The 23935-nt window shown below is 63.6% G+C and carries 27 protein-coding genes; 5 read left to right on the top strand and 22 right to left on the bottom strand.

Annotated features, from left to right (window positions below):
- The first annotated feature begins 8 nt into the window (after positions 1 to 8).
- From leuC to trxA, 5 genes are all read left to right on the top strand, one after another.
- Positions 9 to 1271 carry a 3-isopropylmalate dehydratase large subunit gene (gene leuC / locus ACMI1Q_RS05065; RefSeq protein ID WP_330057512.1) on the top strand — a complete coding sequence of 421 codons (1263 nt, stop codon included), beginning with the start codon at positions 9 to 11 and terminating at the stop codon, positions 1269 to 1271.
- On the top strand, positions 1272 to 1766 hold the full coding sequence (gene leuD / locus ACMI1Q_RS05060; protein ID WP_330057514.1) for a 3-isopropylmalate dehydratase small subunit: 495 nt from the start codon (positions 1272 to 1274) through the stop codon (positions 1764 to 1766).
- A 1-nt stretch (position 1767) separates the two neighbouring features.
- On the top strand, positions 1768 to 2838 hold the full coding sequence (leuB, locus tag ACMI1Q_RS05055) for a 3-isopropylmalate dehydrogenase (RefSeq protein WP_419503008.1): 1071 nt from the start codon (positions 1768 to 1770) through the stop codon (positions 2836 to 2838).
- Between the two features lie 99 nt (positions 2839 to 2937).
- Positions 2938 to 3951 carry a hypothetical protein gene (locus ACMI1Q_RS05050; RefSeq protein WP_419503007.1) on the top strand — a complete coding sequence of 338 codons (1014 nt, stop codon included), beginning with the start codon at positions 2938 to 2940 and terminating at the stop codon, positions 3949 to 3951.
- A 91-nt stretch (positions 3952 to 4042) separates the two neighbouring features.
- Positions 4043 to 4354, top strand: a complete 312-nt coding sequence (trxA, locus tag ACMI1Q_RS05045; protein ID WP_419503006.1) for a thioredoxin — start codon at positions 4043 to 4045, stop codon at positions 4352 to 4354.
- Between the two features lie 71 nt (positions 4355 to 4425).
- On the opposite strand, the gene ACMI1Q_RS05040 is transcribed toward trxA, so the two are convergent.
- The 22 genes from ACMI1Q_RS05040 to ACMI1Q_RS04935 form a co-directional block, all read right to left on the bottom strand.
- Complete coding sequence (locus ACMI1Q_RS05040) at positions 4426 to 4977, bottom strand: hypothetical protein (RefSeq protein ID WP_419503005.1); 552 nt, start codon at positions 4975 to 4977, stop codon at positions 4426 to 4428.
- A 22-nt stretch (positions 4978 to 4999) separates the two neighbouring features.
- On the bottom strand, positions 5000 to 5476 hold the full coding sequence (locus ACMI1Q_RS05035; RefSeq protein WP_419503004.1) for an RNA polymerase sigma factor: 477 nt from the start codon (positions 5474 to 5476) through the stop codon (positions 5000 to 5002).
- A 171-nt stretch (positions 5477 to 5647) separates the two neighbouring features.
- Entirely contained in the window at positions 5648 to 6274 is a 627-nt protein-coding gene (locus ACMI1Q_RS05030; RefSeq protein ID WP_419503039.1) for a M15 family metallopeptidase, read from the bottom strand.
- A gap of 358 nt (positions 6275 to 6632) precedes the next feature.
- Positions 6633 to 7718: a sensor histidine kinase gene (locus ACMI1Q_RS05025; RefSeq protein WP_419503003.1), complete on the bottom strand. Its 1086-nt coding sequence runs from the start codon at positions 7716 to 7718 to the stop codon at positions 6633 to 6635.
- Positions 7711 to 8400 carry a VanR-ABDEGLN family response regulator transcription factor gene (gene vanR, locus ACMI1Q_RS05020; RefSeq protein WP_330057832.1) on the bottom strand — a complete coding sequence of 230 codons (690 nt, stop codon included), beginning with the start codon at positions 8398 to 8400 and terminating at the stop codon, positions 7711 to 7713. Before vanR ends, ACMI1Q_RS05025 begins: the two co-directional genes overlap by 8 nt.
- Positions 8397 to 8957, bottom strand: coding sequence for an N-acetyltransferase family protein (locus ACMI1Q_RS05015; protein WP_419503002.1), 561 nt, complete (start codon positions 8955 to 8957; stop codon positions 8397 to 8399). The genes vanR and ACMI1Q_RS05015 overlap by 4 nt, the downstream gene beginning before the upstream one ends.
- A 62-nt stretch (positions 8958 to 9019) precedes the next feature.
- Entirely contained in the window at positions 9020 to 10180 is a 1161-nt protein-coding gene (locus tag ACMI1Q_RS05010) for an AI-2E family transporter (protein ID WP_419503001.1), read from the bottom strand.
- A gap of 90 nt (positions 10181 to 10270) precedes the next feature.
- Positions 10271 to 11239, bottom strand: a complete 969-nt coding sequence (locus tag ACMI1Q_RS05005; RefSeq protein WP_419503000.1) for a glycoside hydrolase family 25 protein — start codon at positions 11237 to 11239, stop codon at positions 10271 to 10273.
- A gap of 52 nt (positions 11240 to 11291) precedes the next feature.
- Positions 11292 to 12014: an elongation factor P 5-aminopentanone reductase gene (ymfI, locus tag ACMI1Q_RS05000; protein WP_330057840.1), complete on the bottom strand. Its 723-nt coding sequence runs from the start codon at positions 12012 to 12014 to the stop codon at positions 11292 to 11294.
- A complete protein-coding gene (locus ACMI1Q_RS04995) occupies positions 12011 to 12475 on the bottom strand; it encodes a nucleoside deaminase (RefSeq protein ID WP_330057842.1) in 465 nt (154 codons plus the stop codon). Before ACMI1Q_RS04995 ends, ymfI begins: the two co-directional genes overlap by 4 nt.
- Positions 12476 to 12478: 3 nt before the next feature.
- The gene (locus tag ACMI1Q_RS04990; protein WP_419502999.1) at positions 12479 to 13402 is read right to left on the bottom strand and encodes a CPBP family intramembrane glutamic endopeptidase; all 924 of its coding nucleotides are present in this window, start codon (positions 13400 to 13402) and stop codon (positions 12479 to 12481) included.
- Complete coding sequence (locus ACMI1Q_RS04985) at positions 13389 to 14039, bottom strand: HdeD family acid-resistance protein (RefSeq protein ID WP_419502998.1); 651 nt, start codon at positions 14037 to 14039, stop codon at positions 13389 to 13391. Before ACMI1Q_RS04985 ends, ACMI1Q_RS04990 begins: the two co-directional genes overlap by 14 nt.
- Before the next feature lie 150 nt (positions 14040 to 14189).
- Entirely contained in the window at positions 14190 to 16106 is a 1917-nt protein-coding gene (htpG, locus tag ACMI1Q_RS04980; RefSeq protein ID WP_419502997.1) for a molecular chaperone HtpG, read from the bottom strand.
- A gap of 168 nt (positions 16107 to 16274) precedes the next feature.
- On the bottom strand, positions 16275 to 16844 hold the full coding sequence (locus ACMI1Q_RS04975) for a tyrosine-protein phosphatase (RefSeq protein WP_330057851.1): 570 nt from the start codon (positions 16842 to 16844) through the stop codon (positions 16275 to 16277).
- 15 nt (positions 16845 to 16859) lie between these two features.
- Positions 16860 to 17051 (bottom strand): helix-turn-helix transcriptional regulator, encoded by a 192-nt coding sequence (locus ACMI1Q_RS04970; RefSeq protein ID WP_330057853.1) that lies wholly within the window; start codon positions 17049 to 17051, stop codon positions 16860 to 16862.
- Positions 17041 to 17376 (bottom strand): hypothetical protein, encoded by a 336-nt coding sequence (locus ACMI1Q_RS04965; RefSeq protein ID WP_330057855.1) that lies wholly within the window; start codon positions 17374 to 17376, stop codon positions 17041 to 17043. Before ACMI1Q_RS04965 ends, ACMI1Q_RS04970 begins: the two co-directional genes overlap by 11 nt.
- A 131-nt stretch (positions 17377 to 17507) precedes the next feature.
- Positions 17508 to 17972, bottom strand: coding sequence for a GNAT family N-acetyltransferase (locus ACMI1Q_RS04960; protein WP_330057857.1), 465 nt, complete (start codon positions 17970 to 17972; stop codon positions 17508 to 17510).
- A 114-nt stretch (positions 17973 to 18086) separates the two neighbouring features.
- Positions 18087 to 19118 carry an ABC transporter permease gene (locus ACMI1Q_RS04955; protein WP_177522129.1) on the bottom strand — a complete coding sequence of 344 codons (1032 nt, stop codon included), beginning with the start codon at positions 19116 to 19118 and terminating at the stop codon, positions 18087 to 18089.
- A complete protein-coding gene (locus tag ACMI1Q_RS04950) occupies positions 19115 to 20383 on the bottom strand; it encodes an ABC transporter permease (protein ID WP_330057859.1) in 1269 nt (422 codons plus the stop codon). The genes ACMI1Q_RS04955 and ACMI1Q_RS04950 overlap by 4 nt, the downstream gene beginning before the upstream one ends.
- On the bottom strand, positions 20380 to 21924 hold the full coding sequence (locus ACMI1Q_RS04945; RefSeq protein ID WP_419502996.1) for an ABC transporter ATP-binding protein: 1545 nt from the start codon (positions 21922 to 21924) through the stop codon (positions 20380 to 20382). The genes ACMI1Q_RS04950 and ACMI1Q_RS04945 overlap by 4 nt, the downstream gene beginning before the upstream one ends.
- Positions 21925 to 22084: 160 nt before the next feature.
- Positions 22085 to 23281, bottom strand: a complete 1197-nt coding sequence (locus ACMI1Q_RS04940; RefSeq protein WP_177522132.1) for a BMP family ABC transporter substrate-binding protein — start codon at positions 23279 to 23281, stop codon at positions 22085 to 22087.
- A 224-nt stretch (positions 23282 to 23505) separates the two neighbouring features.
- A complete protein-coding gene (locus ACMI1Q_RS04935; protein ID WP_177522133.1) occupies positions 23506 to 23916 on the bottom strand; it encodes a cytidine deaminase in 411 nt (136 codons plus the stop codon).
- Positions 23917 to 23935 lie beyond the last annotated feature (19 nt).

The following is a 23935-nucleotide window of genomic DNA, read 5'->3' as shown; positions in this document are numbered from 1 at the left end:
GAAAGACCATGGGAATGACCATGACCCAGAAAATCCTGGCCGCCCACGCGGGGCTGGCGGAAGTGAAGCCCGGCCAGCTCATCAACGCGAAGCTGGACCAGGTGCTGGGCAACGACATCACCACCCCGGTGGCCATCAACGAGTTCGAGAAGGCGGGGTTTGACGGCGTGTTCGACAACGCCCGCATCAACATCGTGCTGGACCACTTCGTGCCCAACAAGGACATCAAGAGCGCCCAGCAGTCGAAACAGTGCCGCCAGTTTGCCGCGAAGTACGACATCGTGAACTTCTTCGACGTGGGCAAGATGGGCATTGAGCACGCGCTGCTGCCCGAACAGGGCATCGTAACCGCCGGCGACTGCATCATCGGGGCGGACAGCCACACCTGCACCTACGGCGCGGTGGGAGCCTTCTCCACCGGCGTGGGCAGCACCGACATGGCCGCGGGCATGGCCACCGGCATGGCCTGGTTCAAGGTGCCCGCCGCCATCCGCTTTGACCTCACCGGCAAGCTGGGCCCCCGGGTGAGCGGCAAGGACGTGATTTTGCACATCATCGGCATGATCGGCGTGGACGGCGCGCTCTACAAGAGCATGGAGTTCACCGGCCCGGGCGTGGCCACCCTCTCCATGGACGACCGCCTGTGCATCTGCAACATGGCCATCGAGGCCGGCGCGAAGAACGGCATCTTCCCGGTGGACGAAGTGACCATCGCCTACCTCACCGGCCGCAGCCGCCGGGAGTGGACGGTCTATGAGGCCGACCCGGACGCGGAGTACGAAAAGACCATCCACATCGACCTCTCGGCCATCGAGCCCACCGTCTCCTGGCCCCACCTGCCGGAGAACACCCACACCGCCAAGGAGAGCGAGGGCGTTGCCATCGACCAGGTGGTCATCGGCAGCTGCACCAACGGCCGCCTGGAAGACATGCAGGCCGCCTACGAGATTCTGAAGGGCAAGACCATCGCCCCCGGCGTGCGGGGCATCATCATCCCCGGCACCATGGCGGTGTACAAGGCCTGTTTGCAGAACGGCTGGCTGGAAGCCTTCATCGACGCGGGGTGCGTCGTGTCCACCCCCACCTGCGGGCCGTGCCTGGGCGGCTACATGGGCATTCTGGCGGAGGGAGAACGGTGCATCTCCACCACCAACCGCAACTTCGTGGGCCGCATGGGCCACGTGAAAAGCGAAGTATATCTGGCAAGCCCCGCCACCGCCGCCGCCAGCGCGCTGACCGGGCATATTACCGACCCTCGGGAGGTGGAGTAAATGAACGCACAGGGAACCGTTTTCAAATACCCCGACAATGTGGACACCGACGTTATCATCCCCGCCCGCTACCTGAACAGCCAGGACGCGGCGGAGCTGGCCCGCCACTGCATGGAGGACATCGACCCGGACTTTGTGAACAAGGTGAAGCCCGGCGACATCATGGTGGGCGGCTGGAACTTCGGCTGCGGCTCCAGCCGGGAGCACGCGCCCCTGGTCATCAAGACCAGCGGCACCGCCTGCGTCATCGCCAAAAGCTTCGCCCGCATCTTCTACCGCAACGCCATCAACATCGGCCTGCCCATTCTGGAATGCGAGGCGGCGGCCGAAGCCATCAACGCGGGGGACGAGGTGGCGGTGGATTTTGACACCGGCGTCATCACCGACGTGACCACCGACAAGACCTTCCAGGCCCAGCCCTTCCCCCCCTTCATCCAGGACATCATCCGCGCCGGCGGGCTGATGAACAGCATCCGGCAGAAAGGGGCGCAGTGAAATGAACAAGACCATCGCGGTGATCCGGGGCGACGGCATCGGCCCGGAGATCGTAAACGAAGCCATCAAGGTGCTGGATAAGATCGCGGAAAAATACGGCCACACCTTCACCTGCGACGACGTGGACATGGGCGGCGTTGCCATCGACAAGTGGGGCGACCCGCTGCCCCAGGCCATGCTGGACAAGTGTCTTTCCGCCGACAGCGTGCTGCTGGGCGCGGTGGGCGGCCCCAAATGGGAGGGCCTGCCCGGGCCCCAGCGCCCGGAAAAGGGCCTGCTGCGCCTGCGGGCGGGCATGGGCCTTTACTCGAACCTGCGCCCGGCCAAGCTGTGGCCCCAGCTGGCCCAGGCCAGCCCCCTGAAACCCAGCATTGTTGAAAAGGGCATCGACTTTCTGGTGGTGCGGGAGCTCATCAGCGGCATCTACTTCGGCGAGCACAAGACGGTGGAGCAAAACGGCGAGAAGGTTGCCACCGACGTGATGCTCTACGCCGAGCACGAAATTGAGCGCATCGGCCGCATCGCCTTTGAGACCGCCATGAAGCGCCGCAAAAAGGTGACCTGCGTGGACAAGGCGAACGTCCTGGACACCAGCCGCCTGTGGCGGGCGGTGCTGCACCGCATCAAGGAGGAGTACCCCGAGGTGGAGTACGGCGAGATGTTCGTGGACAACGCCTCCATGCAGCTGGTGAAGGACCCCAGCCAGTTCGACGTCATCGTGACCGGCAACATGTTCGGCGACATCCTCTCGGACGAGGCCAGCATGCTCACCGGCACCATCGGCATGATCCCCTCCTCCAGCCTGGGCGACGGCACCCGTGGCATGTACGAACCCATCCACGGCTCCGCCCCGGACATCGCCGGCCAGAACAAGGCCAACCCCATCGGCACCATCCTCTCCGCCGCCATGATGCTGAAATACAGCTTTGGCATGGACGCGGAGGCCGCCGCCATCGAAGCCGCGGTGGAGCAGGCGCTGAACGACGGCCTGCGCACCGCCGACATGATGGCCGGGGGCTGCACCCCCGCCACCTGCTCGGAGATGGGCGACGCCATCGCTGCCCGGCTGTAAAAACCTTTTAAAACGCGCTTTGCCCCGGCCCGTCCTGCTGGACGGGCCGGGGCCTTTGTGCTATACTGTGGGTAGAATCGACTGGGAGGTATACCAGCCATGAAAAAGCTGTCGGCTTTTGCCGCCTGCGCTCTGGCCGCCCTGCTGCTGGCCGGATGCAGCGAACGCACCTACACCGGCATCCTCACCGCCCCGGGCGATGAGTCCGCCCGCTCCTTCACCATGCAGGGGCGGGACGGCACGGCCTATTCCGTCAAGGTGGCGGAGGACGTGCCGGTAGTGGCATGGCCGGAGGGCACTGAGCCCGGCGACCTCTATTCCGGGAACTGGCCCGCCCTGCGCCTTTCGGTCAAGGGGCGCGCTTCCCTTTTCGGCGAGCCCGTGACTCTGACGGCCGGCAGCGTGCAAATTGACGCGGCGCAGCAGCCGGAAGGGCTGACCCTGGCCGACGGCACTTCCCTGTCGGTCTGGCAGGCCAGCTTTGACCGGGAATACTGCGCCCCGGACGGCACGCTGCTGCTGGAAGAGCGGCTGGGCAGCGAGGCTGCCGACGCGCTGAAAAACGCCGCCGGTCTGAGCCAAGAAGCCAAAGAGAACATCCTCGCTTTTTATGAAGCCCAGGGTATCCTCTACGACCTGCCCGCCCAGCTGGAAAGGGCCTGGGCCGCATACAAGGAAGCGGATGAAGGCTTTGAGCTTTACACCCTGGGGCAGGAGGTGAACCTCTGCGCCGAGAACGGCAGCACCCTCTGGCTGGTCACCACGGTGACGCTGCCCCTGGGCGGGCGGGTGGTCACCGAGGAACCCCTCTGCGCCGCCTTCGACAAGGCCACCGGCGAGGCGCTGGCCGCCGAAGAACTCTTCACCTGCACCGGCGACGAATTGGCCGCCGCCCTGCTGAACGCCGCCGGCATCACCGACGAACCGCGCCGCGGCGAGATGCTGGCGGCCTTTGACGAGAACCGGGTGGTGTTCCGCGGCGAGGCGCTGGAGGTGTTCTACCCTGAGGGCGCGGTGCCCAGCGAAGAGACTGCCCTCATCCTCGGCCTTGACTACACTGACAGCGTGAAGGCACTGTTGCAGCCCCGGGCGCTGCCACAAAAGGCAACGTGACAAAATCACGGTAAAGGCAGCCCGTTTGGGGTATGCTATGAGCGTAAGGTAAACAAAGAGGCGGCAGACCCGCCGAAAGGAGATAGAAACGATGAGCGTTGTGCATGTGGATTCCAAGAATTTTGAGGCCGAGGTGCTGCACAGCACCCAGCCGGTGCTGCTGGACTTCTGGGCCACCTGGTGCGGCCCCTGCCGTATGCTGGCCCCGGTGCTGGACGAAATTGCCGCCGAGAAGGCCGGCGAGGTGAAGGTGTGCAAGCTGGACATTGACCAGAGCCCCGAGCTGGCCACCCGGTACGGCGTGATGAGCATCCCCACCCTGATGATCTTCAAGGACGGCCAGGTGGTGAACAAGAGCGTGGGCCTGGTGCCCAAGGCCGCGGTGGAAAAGCTGCTGGGCTGAGCCACCATATCCCAAAACAGAACGAAACTCCCCCGGTGAACCCGCCGGGGGAGTTTTTTGTTGCGCAGGATTCAGCCCTTCGCCGCCTGACGGAACAGGCCGATGAGGGTCTCCACCTCGCTGACGTCGCCGGTGTAGCTGAAGGAAAAGCCTTCGTCCGTCCAAACAGCATAGCTGCTGCCCTCAAAGGTGCGGCACTCCACCTGCACGCCGTTCACGTCCCGGGTCTCCACCGTCTCGCCGCCGTAGATGCCGCTCACGTCCTCACTGCCGTACTGCACACGGTACAAAGAGCCGTCGGCATATTCCACCTGCCCCAGCACGGGGTAGCCCTGGGCCACCAGCACCGAGAGGGCGGCGGTCTCCTTGTCCAGCACGGGAACGGGGAAATCCAGATATTCCTCCATCTCCTCCACCGTGGCCACGCTGATGACAGGGTTGGTCACCTCCACCGGCGCGGGGTCGGGCGTCAGCCCTTCGCCGCCGCGGAGCAGCAGCGAGCCGCCCAGCACCGCAATGCACAGGCAGGCGGCCACGGCTCCCCACCGCAGCCAGAGGGGCGCTTTGCGGCTTTTGCGATAGCCGGCGGCCTCCTCCACATAGCTGTCGTTCACTTCGCCCACGGCTTCCAGCAGTTTTTTCCGTTCATACAGACACTCTTTCCCCGGCCAGATGCTCTTTCAGCTTCCGGCGCATGCGCGCAAGGCGCACCGTGACGTTCTTTTCCGAAAGGCCCACCCGCCCGGCGATCTGGCGGCAGCTGTCCGCGAACCAGTAGCGGCGCAGAAAGATGACCCGGTCCTCCTGGTTCAGGGTGTCGAGGAAGCGCTCGATGCACCGGGCCAGTTCCTTCGTTTCCAGTGCCTGCACCGCCTCGTCCGCCCCGGCAAGGCAATCCTCCAGCTCCTCAAAGGGCACGCAGCCCGCGGCGCTGCGCCGGGCCGCGCGCTTTTTGTAATAGGCGTTCAGGGCAATGTTGCGCACCACCCGGCACAGATAGGCCCGCAGCGGGGCGGGCCGCGCCGGCGGTATCGCCCGCCAGAGGCCGAGGTAGGCGTCGTTCACGCACTCCTCCGCGTCCTGCCGGTCGTTCAGGATGTTGAGCGCAAGGCTGCGGCACACTGCGGCACAGCCCGCCGTAGGTCTCGTCCACCGCCCGCAGCGCTTCTTCCGACCGCGCCCAGAAAAGCCCGACGATCTGCACGTCTTCCACGATGGTCACCTCCTCCTTTCGGCTTTCAACCGTTATACTACGGTTTTGCGGCCGAATGCTACACTTTTTCTCAAAAAAATTCACGCCTGCCCCAGATATTCCTCCAGGCAAATGCCCTGCTCGGTGATGGCGCGGGCGGCATTCTGCCCCACATAGCGGTAGTGCCAGGGCTCGTTGGAAATGCCGGTGATGTTCACCTTGTCCGCCGGGTAGCGCTTGATGAAGCCGTATTCCCAGGCGTGCTCCAGCAGCCAGTCGTAAAGCTCCTGCCCGGTGCCCATAGTCTGGTCCGGATTGATGTCCACCGCCAGGCCCAGTTCGTGCTCGCTGGTGCCCGGCTGGGCCACCCACTGGGCCGCCGCCTGACGGGCCAGGTCCTCGGGGTAGCCCTCCTGCCGGTAGGCTTCTATCTTGTCCTCCATGATCTGCCGCTGCTCCTCGCCGGTGCGCCAGCCGGAGGCCACCACCGGGTAAAGCCCCTCGGCCCGGGCCGCGTCGAACAGCTGCTGCAACGCGGGCAGGATGCGCTCGTCCACCCGCTCGCCCCCTGCCACCTCCACCGTCTGCACCTGCCAGTCGGCGGGCAGAGGATGGTCGGCGTTCACCAGCGTCAGCTCCCAGCTTTCGGCGGCGGGCGCGCTGGCCGGCGTGCTTTCCGCCGGGCGGCTCACCGGGGCGGAGGGCGCGTCTTTGAGCAGGGCCTGCATCCCTTCCGCGGCCCAGGCGGACAGCCGCCACACCCCCGCCAGCGCCAGCAGAAACACCCCCAGCGCCAGCAGACGGCGGCCCATGCGGCGACGGCGGCGGGCGCGGCGGCGGTCGAACACCCGCTGCCGGGGCGGCGGCGCTTGCCACCCATCGCCGGGGCGGCGGGCCGCCCCGGTGCGCAGACGCCGCCCCGGCGCTGGCCGTTTTATCCTTCGACGCTGTTCCATATTTTCTTTCCCTCCCGATGCAAAAACAGCCGCCCTTTCGCGGCACATTTATTGTACCGAAAAAGGGCGGCGGCTGTTTTTGCATTTCAGGACGGAAAACACAAGCTTTTCTGCTCAAAACCTTACGATTTTATGACGCGGGCATCTTTACCGTGAAGATGACCCGGCCTTCAAAACTCTCTGCGGTGATCTGCCCGCCGTGGCGGGCGACGATCTCTTTTGCAATGGCAAGGCCCAGCCCCGCACCGCCGCTGCGGGTGGCGCGGGCGGAGTCCGCCCGGTAAAAGCGCTCGAACAAGCGGGAGAGCACCTCCGGGGGGATGGTGCGGCCCCGGTTTTCCAGCCGGATGACAACCTTGCCCGGCTGCTGGGCCAGGGTGAGCAGCAGGGGGCTGCCCGGCTCGCTGTAGCTGATGGCGTTGCGGATGATGTTGTCCAGCACCCGCTCCATCTTGCCCGCATCGCAGGTGAGCATCACCTTCGGCGGCAGCTGGGACCGCCATTCCAGGCCCTTGTCCGCCATGAGGGGTTTGAACTCCCACATCATCTGCTCCAGCATGCGGCTCACATCCACCCGCTCCTTTTCCAGCTCGATGGCCGAGAGGTTGAACCGGGTGATTTCAAAGAACTCGTTGATGAGGTCCTCCAGCCGCAGGGCCTTGTCCAGCGCCACGCCGGTGTAGCGCCCGCGCATTTCCGGCGAGAGGTCCGGCTCCTCCTGCAGGAGGGTCAGGTATCCCACCACGCTGGTGAGGGGCGTTTTCAGATCGTGGGCCAGATAGACGATGAGGTCGTTCTTTCGCTGCTCGGCCTCCCGGGCCACATAGGCGCTGCGCAGGGCCTGCTCCCGGGCGAGGTTCAACTCGTCCTCCGCCGCTTTCAGCGCGGCGGGCAGGCGGATGGGCTCCTCGCCCGGGTCTGCCAGCTGCTTTGCTGCCTGCAGCAGCGTTTCGGTGCTTTTGAGGGCCCGGCGCAAAAACCACCAGTCCACCAAAAACCACACCGCCAGCAGCCCGCAGGCGCCCACAAGCAGAAAATTGTCCTTGATCCAGCGGAACAGCTCATAGTTGGGCTCCCAGCCCTGCCAAGCGTGGTTGTTGCCCGTCCACCAGACCAGCACGGCCAGCGCCAGGAATGCCACGGCGGTGAAGAACATCGCCGCGAACATCTGGCTGATGAGCTGGCGGCCAAAACCGCTCTCTCGTTTCTTACTCAACGGTGTAGCCCACCCCCCAGACGGTTTTTACATAGCGGGGCTTGCGGGGCGGCTCGCCCAGCTTTTCCCGCAGGCGAGCGATGTGGGCCATCACGGTGTTGCTGCTGTCCAGGTATTTTTCGCCCCACACGGCGCTGAACAGCTCCTCCGAGGATACCACCTTCCCCTGCCGCCGGCACAGATACCACAGGATATTGAACTCGGTGGGGGTGAGGGACACCTCCTTGCCGTTCAGGGTGCACTTGTGCCCTTCTTTGGAGATGCTCAAGGCCCGGATGTCCAGCCGGTCCGGCTCGCCGGTGCTTGCGGCATCGTAGCGCAGATAGCGCCGCAACTGGGTCTTGACCCGGGCCACCAGTTCCAGCGGGTTGAAGGGCTTGGTGATGTAGTCGTCCGCCCCCAGGGAAAGGCCGGTTATCTTGTCCATGTCCTCCACCCGGGCGGTGAGCATCACGATGGGGAACAGATGCTGCTGGCGGATGCGGCGGCAGAGGGAAAAGCCGTCCATGTCCGGCAGCATCACGTCCAGGATGGCAAGGTCTGGCTTGTTCGTTTCAATGCATGCCAGCGCCGCCGCGGCGGTGCCGCACAGCTGCACCCGGTAGCCCTCGTTCTTGAGATACACCGCCACCAGGTCGGCAATTTCCTGCTCGTCGTCCACCACGAGGATGGTCTCGTTCATTCCGCGCTCTCCTCCCCCAGCGGCTTTGCCATATACAGCACGTCCTCATAGCTGCCATCCGGGTACTTCATGTTCCGGGGCAGGGTGCCGCAAACTTCAAAACCCAGCTTTCTGTAGAGAGCAATGGCCCCGGTGTTGTGGGCGGCCACCTCCAGCTCCAGCTGTTCCAGGCCCTTTTGGCGGGCGACGGCAATGAGTTCTTCCAGCAGGACAGTGCCGATGCCCTTCCCCGTGAATTTCTGATAGAGGGCCACGGCCAGCTGGGCCCGGTGGCGGTAGCGCGCCATGGAAAAGCCCATCAGCGAGGCGTTGCCGGCGTGCTCGCCGTCCCAGAAAGCCAATAACATCAGATTCACGGGAGACTCGTTCTGGCCGCGGATGAAGGCTTTTTCCTCCTCCTCGGTCATGGTGACCTCCTCCGGCCCGCGGGCCAGCCAGGGGGTCTCTCCGCAGGTGGTCTTGAGATAGCGAAGAAGCATTTCCGCGTCTTCTTCCGCCGCGCAGCGCAGGGTGAGCGTGTGGCCATTCAAAGTGCGGGTAATGGGTTCCACAAGCATGGGGTCTTCCTCCTCTTTTTACATTTCGGCCCCGGCCTTTTACAGGCCGGGGCCGGGCATTTTTATTTTGCCTTGGGTGCGCCGGGCAGGTATTTCTCCCGTTCCACGCCCTTTTCCCGCAGCTTGCGGCGGGTGGCGGTGCGCAGCAGGCTGTAGGCCACCGAGCAGGCGGGGATCATCACCAGCATGCCCATCACGCCCATGGCGCTGCCGCCGATGGTGACGGCCATCAGCACCCAGATGCCGGGCAGGCCCACCGAGTTGCCCACCACCTTGGGGTAGATGAGGTTGCCCTCGATCTGCTGGATGCAAAGGAACAGCACCACGAACCACACCGCCTGGATGGGGTTTTGCACCAGGATGAGAAACGCGCCCACAAAGCAGCCGATGAAAGCGCCGAACACCGGGATCAGGGCAGTGACGGCCACCAGCACGCTGATGAGTGTGACATAGGGCATACGGCAGAGCAGCATGCCCACCGCGAACAGGCCGCCCAGGATGCAGGCCTCCAGGCACTGACCGGACAGGAATTTGGAGAAGGTGTGGTTGGTGAGCCGGGCCACCTCCACCGCCTTTTCCGCCCGGTGGGCCGGGCCCCAGGCGTAGAGAAGCATTTTGGCCTGCCGCGTCAGGGTCTCTTTGCAGGCCAGCAGGTAGAGCGCGAAGATGAGGCCGATGAAGAAATCCACGAACTGCATCACAAAGCCGGTGGCGGCGGTGGCCGCGTTGCCCACCAGGGCAAAGCCGCCGTTTCGGAACCACTCGGCCACGGCGGAGACGGCGCTCTGCCAGTCGGTGATGAACTCGGTGGAGATCCACTCCTCCAGCATGGGGTACTGCACCATCAGCTCCGCCAGCCATTTCTGGCAGTCGGTCCAGAAGCCGGGCAGCTGGGCACCGATGCTGGCAATGGTGCGGCCCAGCTGGGGCAGGATGAGCAGCAGCACCAGCGCCATCACACCCAGCACCGCCAGCAGCGTCAGGGTAAGAGCCGCCGCGCGGCGGCCCTTGACCAGCTTTTTGGGCAGCGCTTTTTCAATGGCCCGCATGGGCACGTTCAGAATAAAGGCCATGCTGCCGCCCAGCACAAAGGGCGACACGAGGCCCCACACCCTGTTCAGGATACCGCCCACCCGGTCCAGGTTCTGCAGGCCCCAATAGAGCACGATGCAGAAACTGGCCATGAGCAGCAGCGTTCGGATGGTTTTTTTATCAAGCTGCATAGTCGCAGGCCCTCACTTTTTGTTTTCTCGCCCCCGCCGGGGGCTTTTCTTTATTGTATCCTGCTTTGGGCCGATGCGCAAGCGGTGTTTTCAGCTTTCCAGTTCGCCCAGCAGCCAGTCCAGGCTCTGGCGGGTGAGGTCCAGCTGCTCCTGGGCCCGCTCCAGCTGGGCGCGCACCTCCTCGCAGTCCTCGCCGCCAGTCTGGGCCAGGCCGGTGACCCCCGCCTGCAGCGGCACCCAGTACTGCCCGCCCAGATAGTCGATTTTTGCCCACACCGCGCCGTTCCACTCGCCGTCGGTGACCTCCGAAGCAGGATAGCGCCCAATCGGCAGGGTGCCCGAAAAGGCCGCGGGGTCCGGCGCAAAGTAATAGGTGGCCCCGCTCTGATACACCACCAGTTCGGTGCCCGTGAGCGGCAGGGTGGCCGGGCCCTGGGAATAGCCATTCTTGCCCGCCGCCTTGATGAGCGGCAGAAAATCCTTGTAGCTGTAATTCAGGTCCACGTTGCCGGAAATGCCGTTCACCCGGCCGGTGCTGGAATACTGCCACATGTCGTAGCTGCCCTGATAGCCCACAAAGCCCCGGTAGTCGGCGATCCACAAGGGGTAAGCCGCCAGCTCGGCCATGTTCAGGTAGTTCTGGGCGAAGTTCGTATAGGTGTAAAAGCCGGGGAACCAGCCCTTCTGGTCCAGGATGTCCATGGCAAAGCGCACAAGGCCGGTGAGCTCGGTGCGGCCCAGGCTTTGCAGGCTGGAGGCCTCCACGTCCACGAACACCGGGTACTCCAGCCGCAGACCCTCCAGCATCGGCAGCAGGGTGTCCAGCTCGTTGATGACCGCCGCCTCGGTGCGGGCGTAGGTGTAGTAATAGACGCCCACCCGCATGCCCGCCGCGTGGGCCTCGGCCACGTTCTTTTCAAAGTAAGGGTCCACATAGACCCCGCCGCTGTTTGAGGACACCGCCCGCACGATGGCGAACTGCTTGCCCGCCGCCACCTGCTGCCAGTCGATGTTCCCCTGATACCGGGACACGTCGATGCCCGTCTGGAAAATCTCCATAAAAAGCCCCCCTCTTCGCCATGGTATGCAAAGAGAGGGGCCGTTTGTTCCTTTAAGTCACAAGGCCGCCGTTGACGCCCAGCACCTGCCCGGTGATGTAGCCCGCCCCGTCACTGGCCAGAAAGACCAGCGCATCGGCCACCTGCTTCGGGGTGCCGAGAGCGCCCAGAGGCGTTTCCTCCGCCAGGGCCGCCTTGTCCTCGGCGGAGAAGGAGGCCATCATGTCGGTGTCGATGACGCCGGGGGCCACGCAGTTGACGGTGACGCCGCTGGGTCCTTCCTCCTTCGCCAGCGCCTTGGTCAGGCCGATGAGGCCCGCCTTGGCGGCGGAGTAGGCCACCTCGCAGCTGCCGCCCACCTGCCCCCACATGGAGCTGACGGTGAGGATGCGGCCCCATTTCTGATGGATCATATGGGGCAGCGCCCGGCGGCAGCAGTAAAAGGCCCCGGAAAGGTGCACGTCCAGCATCCGCCGCCATTCCTCGTCAGTCACGTCGGTGAACAGCTTTTGGGCGGCGATGCCGGCATTGCACACCAGCACGTCCACCCCGCCGAAGGTCTTTTCGGCAGCGGCGAACATCGCCTCCACCTGGGCGGGGTCGGCCACGTCCGCCTGCACCGCCAGCGCCCGGCCGGACCAGCGGGCGGCCAGGGCTTCGGCCTTTTCGGCGCTGCGCAGGTAGTTGATGACCACCTGATAGCCCGCCTCTGCAAAGCGTTCGGCGGCGGCGGCTCCGATGCCCCGGGCCGCGCCGGTGATAAGTACCGTTTTCATCGCGCTTCCTCCCGTTTTTTGCGCAGGGCGGCAAAGAAGTCCTTCAAAAGCTGGGCGCACTCCTCCGCCAGCAGGCCGCTCTCCACCTTGGGGCGGTGGTTGAATGGCAGGGCGAACAGGTCGGTGAGGGAGCCGCAGCAGCCCGCCTTGGGGTCCGCCGCGCCGTAGACCACCCGCTTGATGCGGCTGTTGATGATGGCCCCGCTGCACATGGGGCAGGGTTCCAGCGTCACGAACAGCTCGCACTGCCACAGCCGCCAGCCGCCCAGCGCCTTGCAGGCGGCGTCGATGGCCAGCAGCTCAGCGTGGTGGGTGGCGTTTTTGCCGGTCTCCCGGGTGTTGTAGGCCATGGCCACCGGCTCGCCGTCCTTGGCCACCACAGCGCCCACCGGCACTTCGCCCAGGGCGGCGGCCTTTTTTGCCTGCTCGATGGCAAGGCGCATCAGTTGTTCATCGGTCATGGTTCATCCCCCAATGGTCTTGTAGATGCTCAAGGCCGCCAGCACCGCCAACGCCGCCAGATAGCCGGGGCTGCGCAGAAGGCACAGCCAGTCTTTCGCCTGTCCCCGCAGGCGGCCCTTTTTGCGGGCGGGCAGCGCCCGCCAGGGGGCGAAGGCCAGGGCCGCCAAAGGCGGCAGGAACATCAGCAGATAGCAGATGACCTGGGGCGCGCCGTACTGCTGGCAGTACTGCCCGGCAAAGGCCAGGGTGTTGTTGTAAAGATGGAAGAGCATGCCCGGCACAAGGCTGCCCGAGCAGAGGGCGGCAAGGCCCAGCGCGGCGCCGCCGAAGGCCGCGGCCGCCACCGAGGGCGCGTGCCCGTGGAGCAAAGCGAACAGCAGTGCCTGACCCGCCACGGCCACCACCGGGCCGAAGGGGCGCAGCCACCCCTGCAAAAGGCCGCGAAAGAGCAGTTCCTCCCCCACGGCGGGCACAAGGCAGACTGCCAGCCAGGCCGCCGCCAGCGCAAGGCCGGAGGCGGGCAGGTCCATCTGGCCGCCGCCCGCGCCGGGCAGGGCCGCCGCCAGCAGATTCCCCGCCATCATCAGCAGCCAGAACAGCAGGAACAGCCCGGCCCACTGCTCGGCGTTCAGCCGGCGGGGCGAGGCTGCGGGCACGCCGCCCGCCAACGGCAGCAAAGCGAAGGGCGCGGCGAGGGACAAGGCGCTCACCACCGCCTGCAGCAGGATGGCCGCCGCAAGGCCGGTGCCCGCCGGGTTGGCAAGGCTGGCCCCCGGCACCCGCAGGGCCAGCAGGGCGTTCGCCAAAGCGGTGAGCACCGAGCGGGCCACAAGATAGCCCAAAGCGGCGCAGCCGCAGGCAGCCCCCGCCCGCCGCAGTGCCGCGGCCCGGGCCGCGCCCGCGGGCAGGACCTCAGCGGTCCTCATTGGAAAGGTCTTTGTAGTCCACGTCCACCGGGCGGCCGGAGCCGGGCGCGGGGCGGCCGTCCAGCGTTTCGGTCAGCTTGTCCAGCTGGCGGGCGGCGTCCTTTGCGGTGCGCTCCAGGCCCCGCATCAGCACTGCGGCATACACCGCGCTGATGAGGCTGAGGGCCCCTTCCACCAGCAGGATGACGCCGATGGCCATCACCAGCAGCTGCACCGTCTCGAAGGGGTTGACCATCATCAGCACGCCCAGCGCCGCCGACAGGCCCGCCAGGATGAGGAAGCTCCACCAGCGGGCATAGCCCATCTTGCGCAGCTCAAAGGCGGACTGCAGCCGCACCACCGCGTCCACAATGACGTAGATGCCCACCAGGATGGGCAGCACCGAGACCACCGTGTCCGGCTTGAAGAGCAGGAACACGCCCAGGGCGCTGGCGGCAACGCCGAACACCACGCCGAAATAATCAAAGAAGAACCGCTCCTCGGCCCGCACATAGCCCCAGATGCTCAAGAGGCCCTTGAGGAGGATGACCGCGCCGAAGAGATAGCACACCAGCCGCAGGGAGGCCTCCGGCCAGAGCAGCAGCGCCAGGCCCAGCAGCATGAAAGCCAGCGCCGAGAGCAGGAATCCTTTTTTCATATGTGTCATTGTTTTGACCGTCCTTTCCCGCAGGGCCGTGGTCCGGCTCTGCCTGTTGGCGTTCCATGGGTTTAGTATACCATATTTGCATTGCAAACAAAAGCGGGGCGGCCCCTGTTCGGGACCGCCCCGCGCAGTGCACAAGGGAGGTTATTGCATCAGTTCGCACACCGCCTGGGCGTAGGCCACAGGGTCCTCGATGGGCAGGCCCTCGATGAGCAGGGCCTGGTCGTAGAGGATGCCGGCGTATTTGCCCAGCTTCTCGGTCTCGCCCTTCTCCTGCAGGCTTTGCAGGGTGGCGAAGATGGGATGGTCGGCGTTGATCTCCAGCACCTTCTGGCTCTTGGGCGCGCCCTCGGCGCCGGGCATGGCGGAGAGCACCTTCTCCATTTCCAGAGACAGAGGCCCTTCACTGGACAGGCACACCGGGTGGCTCTTCAGCCGGGTGGACAGGCGCACCGCCTCCACCTTGTCGCCCAGCGCCTCCTTCATGGCGTCGAACAGAGCCTTGTTGGCCTCGGTCTTTTCCTCGGCGGCTTTCTTTTCCTCCTCGGTCTCAAGGCCCAGGTCGCCGGAAGAGACGTTCTTGAACTCCTTCTCCTTACCCTTCTCGCCGTAGCGGCGCAGCATCTGCAGGCAGAACTCGTCCACGTCCTCGGTGAGCAGCAGCACGTCGCAGCCCTTGTCCAGCACCAGCTCGGCGGCGGGCAGCTTGGCCAGCCGGTCGGCGGAATCGCCGGCGGCGTAGTAGATGAACTTCTGGTCCTCGGCCATCTTCTCCACATACTCCGCCAGGGTGACCATCTTCTTCTCCCGGGCGCTGTAGAACAGCAGCAGGTCCTTCAGCTGGTCGGCGTGCATGCCGTAGTCGGCATAGCAGCCGTATTTCAGCTGGCGGCCGAAGTTCTTGAAGAACTCCTCGTACTTCTCCCTCTCGTTGTTCTTCATGGCGTTCAGCTCGTTCTTGATCTTCTTTTCGAGGCTGGTGCGGATGAGCTTGAGCCGCCCGTCCTGCTGCAGCATCTCACGGCTGATGTTGAGGGAGAGGTCCTGACTGTCCACCACGCCCTTGACGAAGCTGAAGTGGTCCGGCAGAAGGTCCGCGCACTTTTCCATGATGAGCACGCCGCTGGCATAGAGCTGCAGGCCCTTTTCGTAGTCGCGGGTGTAATAATCGTAAGGCGCGCGGCCGGGGATGAACAGCAGCGCGTTGTAGGTTGCGGTGCCCTCGGTGCGGCTCACGATGACCCGGGCGGGGTCGGTGAAGTCGTAGAACTTGTCCTTATAGAACTGGTTGTACTCCTCGTCGGTCACCTCGCCCTTGGAGCGCTTCCACAGGGGCACCATGCTGTTGAGGGTCTCCAGCTCGGTGTAGGTCTCGTACTCGGGGGTGTAGTCCTCGCCGGCGTCGGCGGGCTTTTCCTTCTGGCGGGTCTTTTCCCGGTACATCTGGATGGGATAGCGCACATAGTCGCTGTACTTCTTGACGATGCCCACCAGGGTGTACTCGTCCAGGAAGCGGTCGTAGTTTTCCTCCGGGGTGCTCTCCTTCACCACCAGGATGACCTGGGTGCCCACCTCGGGCTTGTCGGCCTCGGTGATGGTGTAGCCCTCGGCGCCCTTGCTCTCCCACTTCCAGGCGGTGTCGCTGCCAAAGGCCCGGCTGATGACCGTGACCCGGCTGGCCACCATGAAGGTGGAGTAGAAGCCCACGCCGAACTGGCCGATGATGTCGATGTCGTCCGCCTTGTTCTCCTTCTTGAAGTCGAAGCTGCCGCTGCGGGCGATGGTGCCAAGGTTCTTTTCCAGCTCTTCCTTGGTCATGCCGATACCGTTATCGGTGATGGTGATGGTGCGGCTGTCTTTATCCAGCGTCAGGTGGATCTTGTAGTCCTCCTTGCGGCTGGGCACCGTGTGGTCGGTGAGGCTTTTGAAATAGAGCTTGTCAATGGCGTCGCTGGCGTTGCTAATCAGCTCCCGCAGAAAGATCTCCTTGTTGGAGTAGATGCTGTTCACCATCAGGTCCAGCAGCTTTTTGCTTTCGGCTTTGAATTGTTTCACTGCCATGTGTGTTCGCTCCCTTTATGTCAAATCTCATGGATGATGTTTTTAGCACTCTCAACATCTGAGTGCTAATTAACTATACCGCGTTTTGCACAAAAAAGCAAGGGGTTTCACACAAAATTTAAAAAGCGTTCAAAAAAGCCCCCGGCAGGGCCGGGGGCACAGCGTTTGTCAAAGGGTCACCGCGCGGAGGAACCGCTCCATGGTCTCGCGCTGCGGGGTGATGACTGCCAGATCGACGCCGGGGTTTGACCGGGCGTATTGTTCCAGATCGGCGGCAAGGTTCCGCCCCGAGAGAAGATAGTCCTGCAGGATGTACTCCTCGGAGCAGCCGGCCCGCCGCTGCAGCAGGGCCGCCACCACGCCGGTGCGGTCCTTGCCGGCGGTGCAGAAAAACAGCACGTTGCTCTCGGCTTCGGTGATGGTTTTCAGGATGCCTTCCATCCGGTCATCCGCCATGTTGATGTAGGACTGAGCCACCCAGGCAGGGCTTTCCGGCAGAGCGTCGCCGCTGGTCACCGGCAGGTGCAGACAGCGAAAGCGCCCGTCCTGCTCCAGCGGGCAGGGCTTTGCCGCCCGTTCCCGCTCGGTGCGAAGGTCCACCACCGTGGTGATGTTGTGGCCCGCCAGCCACTGTTTTTCCTCCTCGGTCACCTGCAGGGGCACATCGCTGCGGATGTAGCGCAGGCTGCCCGGCAGGACGGGCCGGGTGTTTTTGGTGGAGGCAAAAAAGCGGTGCATGCTCTCCCCTCCCCTTTAGCCCGGCGTGAACAGTTCGTCCACGGTGGTGCCCAGCTCCTGGGCCAGCTTGAAGGCCAGCGCCAGGGTGGGGTCGTATTTGTTGTTCTCGATGGCGTTGATGGTCTGGCGGGAAACGCCGCACTTTTTGGCCAGCTGCTCCTGCAAAAGGCCCTTTTCCCGGCGCATTTCGCGAATTTTATTTTCCACGTTCAAAATCACCGTACCGTTTCTTTAACACCAGCAGCACCACGAAGTAGGTCACCGCGGTGACGCTGAGGTCGATAAAGGGGTTGGACTGCAGCTTCTGGGCCCGCACCACCGCCTCAACCACATCGAACACCTGGGTCAGCACCGTGACGAGCAGGGTGAAGGACCCGGCCTTCCAGACGATGAGCTGGCGGCGCTCATCCCCCACCCGCGCCAGCGAGACCACCATGGCCACATCCAAAACGATGGTGCCCAGCAGAAAGAGCCCAAACAAAATCAGGAAAAAGTTATCCCACGTGAACATGCCTTGCGTTACAGGATCCATTGCGCTGCCTCCTTTTCAAAATGTCAAATCTTTTTGACATCATCAGCATACCACGGGCAGCGAACGATGTCAAGAGATTTTGACATTTTGTTGTGAGCTGCGAGGACTGACTGCCGCGTGGAACCGCCGATTCATGTCTTCTTTATCAGCGTCAAGAACTCATATATGCCACCGTTCGAACTGCGCTTTATGAGTTCTGCGTCCTGGAATCCACAGGAATGATACACTTTAATGGCTCTTTGATTGAAACTCGCCACGTTCATAATGAGCTTGTCAAATTCGTAGTTGCGCTCTATAAAGGCCAATATTTGTTCCAAAAACTGCCTTCCTTTTCCTTTGCCGCAAAGGTCCGGCCTCATACCAAGGCCGATCTCAATGGACGCGCCTTCCCGGATGACGCAAAAGAACCCGATCAAACTCTCATTTTCCAACACTTCATAGTGGTCATTTTTGTTGCGCAGATCTGCGTCCACAAATTCTTCGTAGTCCTCCGGGTCTGCTGTCATATCATAAAAGGAATAAATGCCCTCGTATTTCCACTCGTTGGCGATCTCCAGCGCGTGAGCTTGGGTCAGGGGTCTGAATACTGCTTCCACATAAATCACCTCCTGGTCATGGTTCCAAAAATCGCAAAAAGAAAAGGGGGCCGGCCGGTCCATGCGGTCCGGCCGGCTCCCTTTGGGGTTGATGTTTGCTCCGACAAGCCGTTTTTAGCGGGTGCTCTTGTCGTAGGGGATGCCCTCCGCCTTGGGGGCGCGGCTCTTCTTGCTGGTGAAGGCCAGCACCAGAAGGGTGATGAGGTAGGGCAGCATGCGGTAGAAGTGGGGGCTGATGCCCAGGTCCGCCAGAAGGAACACGCCGTCGCCGTTGATGTCGATGCTGGCGTAGGAGGCGGCGATGCACTTGAACAGGCCGAACAGCAACGCCGAGCAGGCGATGTTCAGCGGCTTCCAGTTGCCGAAGATCATAACGGCCAGGGCCAGGAAGCCAAAGCCCGCCACGTCGCCGGTGGAGGCGCAGTTGGCGGTGGTCAGCGCATAGACGAAGCCGCCCATACCGGCCAGCGCGCCGGAGATGGTGGTGCCGGCGTAGCGCATGACGTAGACGTTGATGCCCAGAGAGTCCGCTGCCTGGGGATTCTCGCCGCAGCTGCGCAGACGCAGGCCGAAGCGGGTCTTGTAGAGCAGGATGGACAGAATGATGAACAGCAGGATGCAGATGTAGGTGGCAAGATAGGTCTTGTCGATGAAGGTGCTGCCGAAGAAGCCCATCTCGTCGCCCCGGCCATAACCAAAGAAGCTCTTCTTGATCATGAACCAGCTGGCGGAGTCGCCCTCGGCCATCTGCAGGGTGTTCTGGTTGGCGATGATGCGGATGAAGAACAGCACCAGGGCGGGAGCCAGCAGGTTCAGCGCGGTGCCGCCGATGGTCTGGTCTGCCTTCAGGTTGACCGAGGCGAAGGAGAGCAGCAGAGAGAACACAGCGCCCATGATGGCCGCCACCAGCATGGCCAGCACCATGAAGCCCTGCAGGGCCACCCAGTCGCCGGCGGCCTTTGCTTCGGCAAAGACGCCCGCCTTCTGGGTGAGGTTGACGAACAGCACGCCGATGAAGGCGCCGAAGATCATGATACCTTCAAGAGCCAGGTTGATGATGCCGCTGCGCTCGGCAAAAACGCCCGCCAGCGCCACGATCATCAGAGGCACGGCATAGATCAGGGTCTGTTGGATCAGAAAGGTCATTTCGCCTCGCCTCCTTTCGCGTCCTGGGCCCCGTCGGGGGCATCAGCCGGTGTATCCGGCGCGGGAGCCGGGGCGGCGGCAGCCTCCGCGGGGGCCGCCTTGTGCTTTTTGCCGCGGCCGCTGAGCCACAGCTTGATGACCAGCGAGAAGGCGCTGAGGTACACGATCACGGCGATGATAACGTCGGTGATGTACTCGTTGTAGGCCGTCAGGTTGGTCAGCTGCAGGCCCACGATGTCCAGCATGGACATGAAGCAGCCGGTGAAGATGACGCCGATGGGGTTGCTGGCCGCCAGCAGGGCCACGGGGATGCCGTTGAAGCCGGTGGCGGGCAGGCTCTGGTAGGTGGACCAGAAGAACTCGGTGTTGCCGGAGAGGTAGTAGAGGGCGGCGGCAGCGCCGGAGAGCGAGCCGGCGATGGCCATGCTCAGCACGATGTTGCGCTTGTCGCTGATGCCGGCGTAGCGGGCCGCGTGGCGGTTGGCGCCGCAGGCCTTGAGCTCATAGCCCAGGGTGGTCTTGTTCATCAGGATGTAGACCAGGATGGCGATGACGATGGCCACGATGATGCCGCCGTTCACCTGAGAGCCCGGGAACAGCTTGTCCAGGCCGAGTTTGGCGGTCTGCACGCCGTTGTAGCTGGTCTTGTAGATGTAGCCGCTCTTGGTGTTCTCCACCAGGTTGCGGAAGTCGCTGCCGTCGAACATCCAGGTCACCAGGTTGGCGGCGATCCAGTTGGTCATGATGCAGGCCAGCACCTCGTTGATGTTGAGGTAGGCCTTGACGAGGCCGGGGATGCAGCCCCACAGCGCGCCCGCCAGCATGCCGCCCAAAAAGGCGATGACCCACACCAGCGGAGCGGGCACCACTTCGGTGGGGATGCCCAGCGCCAGCATCAGGGTGGCGGCGGTGCCCATCAGGTACTGACCGGGGGCGCCGATGTTGAACAGGCCGGTCTTGAAGGCAACAGCCACCGACAGACCGGTGAGGATCAGCGGGGTGGCGCGGAAGAACATGTTGCCCACGTTGGTGGAGTTGAAGCCGAAGGTCAGCTGACCGGCGGCGGTGCGGCCGGTGCTGAACAGGCCGCCGAACACAAGGCGGATGCCCTCCCATGCGCCGGAGAGGCCCAGGTTCGGGTTGTTCACGCCCACCACCAGGATGATGACGCCGCCCACGGCCATGCCGATGAGAATGGAGATCAGCGAGGCCAGCACCGACTTGGTGCCGTCCTTCTGCCACAGTTTGGAAAGTCCTCCGTTCATGCGCCCTCACCCTCCTTCTTTGCTCGTTTTGCGCCGGCCATGTAGAGGCCCAGCTCCTGCACCGTGGTGGCCTTGGGGTCAAGCTCGCCCACGATCTCGCCCTCGTACATCACAAGGATGCGGTCGGACAGGCTCATCACCTCGTCCAACTCCAGGCTGACCAGCAGCACTGCCTTGCCGGCGTCCCGCTGGGCCACAAGCTGGCCGTGGATGTACTCGATGGCGCCCACGTCCAGGCCGCGGGTGGGCTGCACCGCCACCACCAGGGGCTTGCCCCGGTCCAGCTCGCGGGCGATGATGGCCTTCTGCTGGTTGCCGCCGGACATGCTGCGGGCGATGGTCACAGGGCCCTGGCCGCTGCGCACGTCGTACTGCTCGATGAGCTTTTCGGCGTACTGGCGCACCGCGCCGTTGTCGATGAAGCCGAAATGCTCGAAGCGGGGCTCAAGATAAGTCTGGAGCACCATGTTCTGCTCCAGGGTGAAGTCCAGCACCAGACCGTGCTTGTGCCGGTCCTCGGGGATGTGGCTCATGTTCTGGCCGCGGTGGCGGATGGAGGCATGGGTGATGTCCTTGCCGCACAGGGTGATGTGGCCGCCGCTAGCCTTGTCCAGGCCGGTGAGGCCGTGGATGAACTCGGTCTGGCCGTTGCCGTCGATGCCCGCGATGCACACGATCTCGCCCGCGCGCACCTCAAAGCTCACGTCGTTCACCGCGTTGTGCTTGTGGCCGCCCTTGCCGGGCATGGAGAAATGCTCCACCTTGAGCACGGTCTCGCCGGGCTTGGCGGGCTCCTTGACCACTTCCAGCTGCACGGGGCGGCCCACCATCATGTTGGAGAGGGACTGCTTGTCCGTTTCGCTGGTGTTCACGGTGCCGATGTACTTGCCCTTGCGCAGAACGGTGACCCGGTCGGCCACAGCCATGATCTCGTTGAGCTTGTGGGAGATGAACAGGATGCTCTTGCCTTCCTTGGCGAACTCCCGCATGGTGTTCATCAGCTCGTCGATCTCCTGGGGGGTGAGCACGGCGGTGGGCTCGTCGAAAATGAGGATCTCATTGTCGCGGTAGAGCATCTTCAAAATCTCCACGCGCTGCTGCATGCCAACGGTGATGTCCTCCACCTTGGCGTCCAGGTCAACTTTGAGGCCGTATTTTTCGCTCAGGGCCTGCACCTTCGCCCGGGCTTCCTTTTTCTGCAAAAAGCCCAGCCGGGTGGTCTCGGCGCCCAGGATGATGTTGTCCAGCACGGTGAACACGTCGATCAGCTTGAAGTGCTGGTGCACCATGCCGATGCCCAGGGCCGTGGCGTCGTTGGGGTTGTTGATCTTCACCACTTCGCCGTTCTTGCGGATCTCGCCCCGTTCCGGCTGGTACAGGCCGAACAGCACGCTCATCAGCGTGGATTTGCCCGCGCCGTTTTCGCCCAGCAGGGCGTGGATCTCACCCCGCCGCAACTGGAGGGTGATGTCGTCGTTGGCGATGATACCGGGGAACTCTTTGGTGATGTGCAACATCTCGATGATGTTCTCAGTCTGCATGATTCTGGTCCCGCCTCCTCCGCATAAAATGTGCGTTTGTAACAGTTTTATTATACCGTAGACACAGACAAAACACAAGAAAATTCCCGCCCGGCGCCCAGCGGCATAAAAAGAGGGCGGAGGCAAAAGCCTCCGCCCCTTTCGTTTGCAAAGGGACCGATCAGATAACGTTCAGGTTGACGTTGCTCCACTCGGTGCTCTCCAGCTTGGAGAAGTCGTTGTCCACGACCAGGGTGCCGTCCAGCATCTGCTGGTACAGGGCCTCGTACTCCTCCACGGTGAAGGTCTCGAAGCGCCAGGACTCGGCGGCGGTGGGCAGCTCAACAGCGTTGTCCTTCACACCCAGGCTGGTGGCAGTGCCGCCGATCTCGGTGAAGGTGCCGTCGTAGACCTTGGCCACGGCCCACTGCACAGCGTCGGACAGGCCCTTCATGGCGCTGGTCACAACGGCGTCAGACTCGCCGGACTGGTCCACGTCAACGCCGATCACATAGCCGTCGTTGGCGGAAGCAGCAGCAGAGATGGACTGGAACATGGAGCCGCCGCAGGCGAACACGATCTCGGTGCCGTTGGCGTACCAGCCGCTGATCATGGTCTGCAGCTCGGTGGAAGCCTGGAAGGTGGCGCCGTACTCCCAAGAGTAGTTCATGTCGACGGTGATGCCCAGCTCGGAAGCAGCGGCGTTGGCGCCCTGCACGTAGCCGTAGCCGAAACGGCAGCAAGCGTCGTTGGTGCCGCCGCCGCCGCCGGAGAAGCCCAGCTTGGTGAAGCCGTCCTTCACAGCGGCGTAGCCGGCCAGGTAACCGGCCTGCTCTTCCTGGAAGGCGATGCCGGCGACGTTGGTCAGGGTGTTGCCCTCGTCATCGGTCAGGGGATAGCCGTCGATGAACACGAAGGGAACTTCGGGGAACTCGATGGCGGCGCGCTTCAGAGCGGCTTCCTGCAGATAGCCGGCGCACACCACGACTTCGGCGCCGGCCTCAACAGCGGCCTTCATGGCGTCGTAGCGGTCGTCGTCGGTGGCCTGGTCGCCGTTGGCGGGCTGGTAGTACTTGTAGCTCAGGCCGTTGGCGGCGGCGTACAGCTTGACGCCGTCGTAGGTGCCCTGGTTGAAGGACTTGTCCTTCAGCTGGCCCACGTCGGTGACGAAGGCGACCTGATACTTGCCGTCCTCAGAGGTCATGTTGTCCTCGATGTCGTCGGCGGACAGGGTCTCGGTCTGCTCAGGCTCGCTGGCAGGGGTGGAGGCGGAGGTGGGCTCGCTGGCAGGGGTGCTGGTGGAGGCAGGGGTGCCGCCGCAAGCAGCCAGAGACAGAGCCATCGCCGCAGCCATGACAAGAGCGATAAACTTCTTCATGCTTGACTCTCCTTTTCTCTTTTCGGCCGGCGGCATGCCGCGCCGCGGGTGCGGCCCGACGGGCCAGCCGATCTTTGTGTGCCGGGCGTTCCATCAGCCCGGCCGCGCAATATAAGTATACTGCCGCCGGGCCCGGTTTTCAATGATTTCGGGGCAAAAGGGGCAGTTACAAAAAGTTACATCCGCCGCAAAAAATCGCGTTTTTCCGCGCCGGCAGGCGGTTTTCACTCCAGGTTGGCCGGGCCGAACCCGATGGGCAGCAGCTGGCCCAGGGTCATTTCCAGATAGTCCTCCTCGCTTTTGGCCAGGATGACTTCCAGCTCGTCGCCGCCGAACTCATAGAGGAACTGGCGGCACACCCCGCAGGGGGAGGTGACCAGAGTGTTCACCTTGCCCTCGGCCGCGCCCACGATGGCGATGCGGGAAAATTCCCGCACACCCTCGCTCACCGCCTTGACCAGGGCCGTGCGCTCGGCGCAGCAGGTGGGGGTGTAGGTGGCGCTTTCAATGTTGCAGCCGGTGAAGACCCGGCCGTCCTTCGCTTCCAGCGCCGCGCCCACCTTGAAGCGGGAATAGGGCGCATAGGCCTTCTCCCGGGCGGCGAAGGCGGCGCGGATGAGTTCCTGTTTGGTCATGGTGTGGGGGCTCCCTCCT

The sequence above is a fragment of the Candidatus Allofournierella excrementavium genome, from assembly GCF_048526665.1.
Taxonomy (GTDB): Bacteria; Bacillota; Clostridia; order Oscillospirales; family Ruminococcaceae; genus Allofournierella_A; species Allofournierella_A excrementavium.
This window is presented reverse-complemented; position numbering and strand designations above follow the sequence as displayed.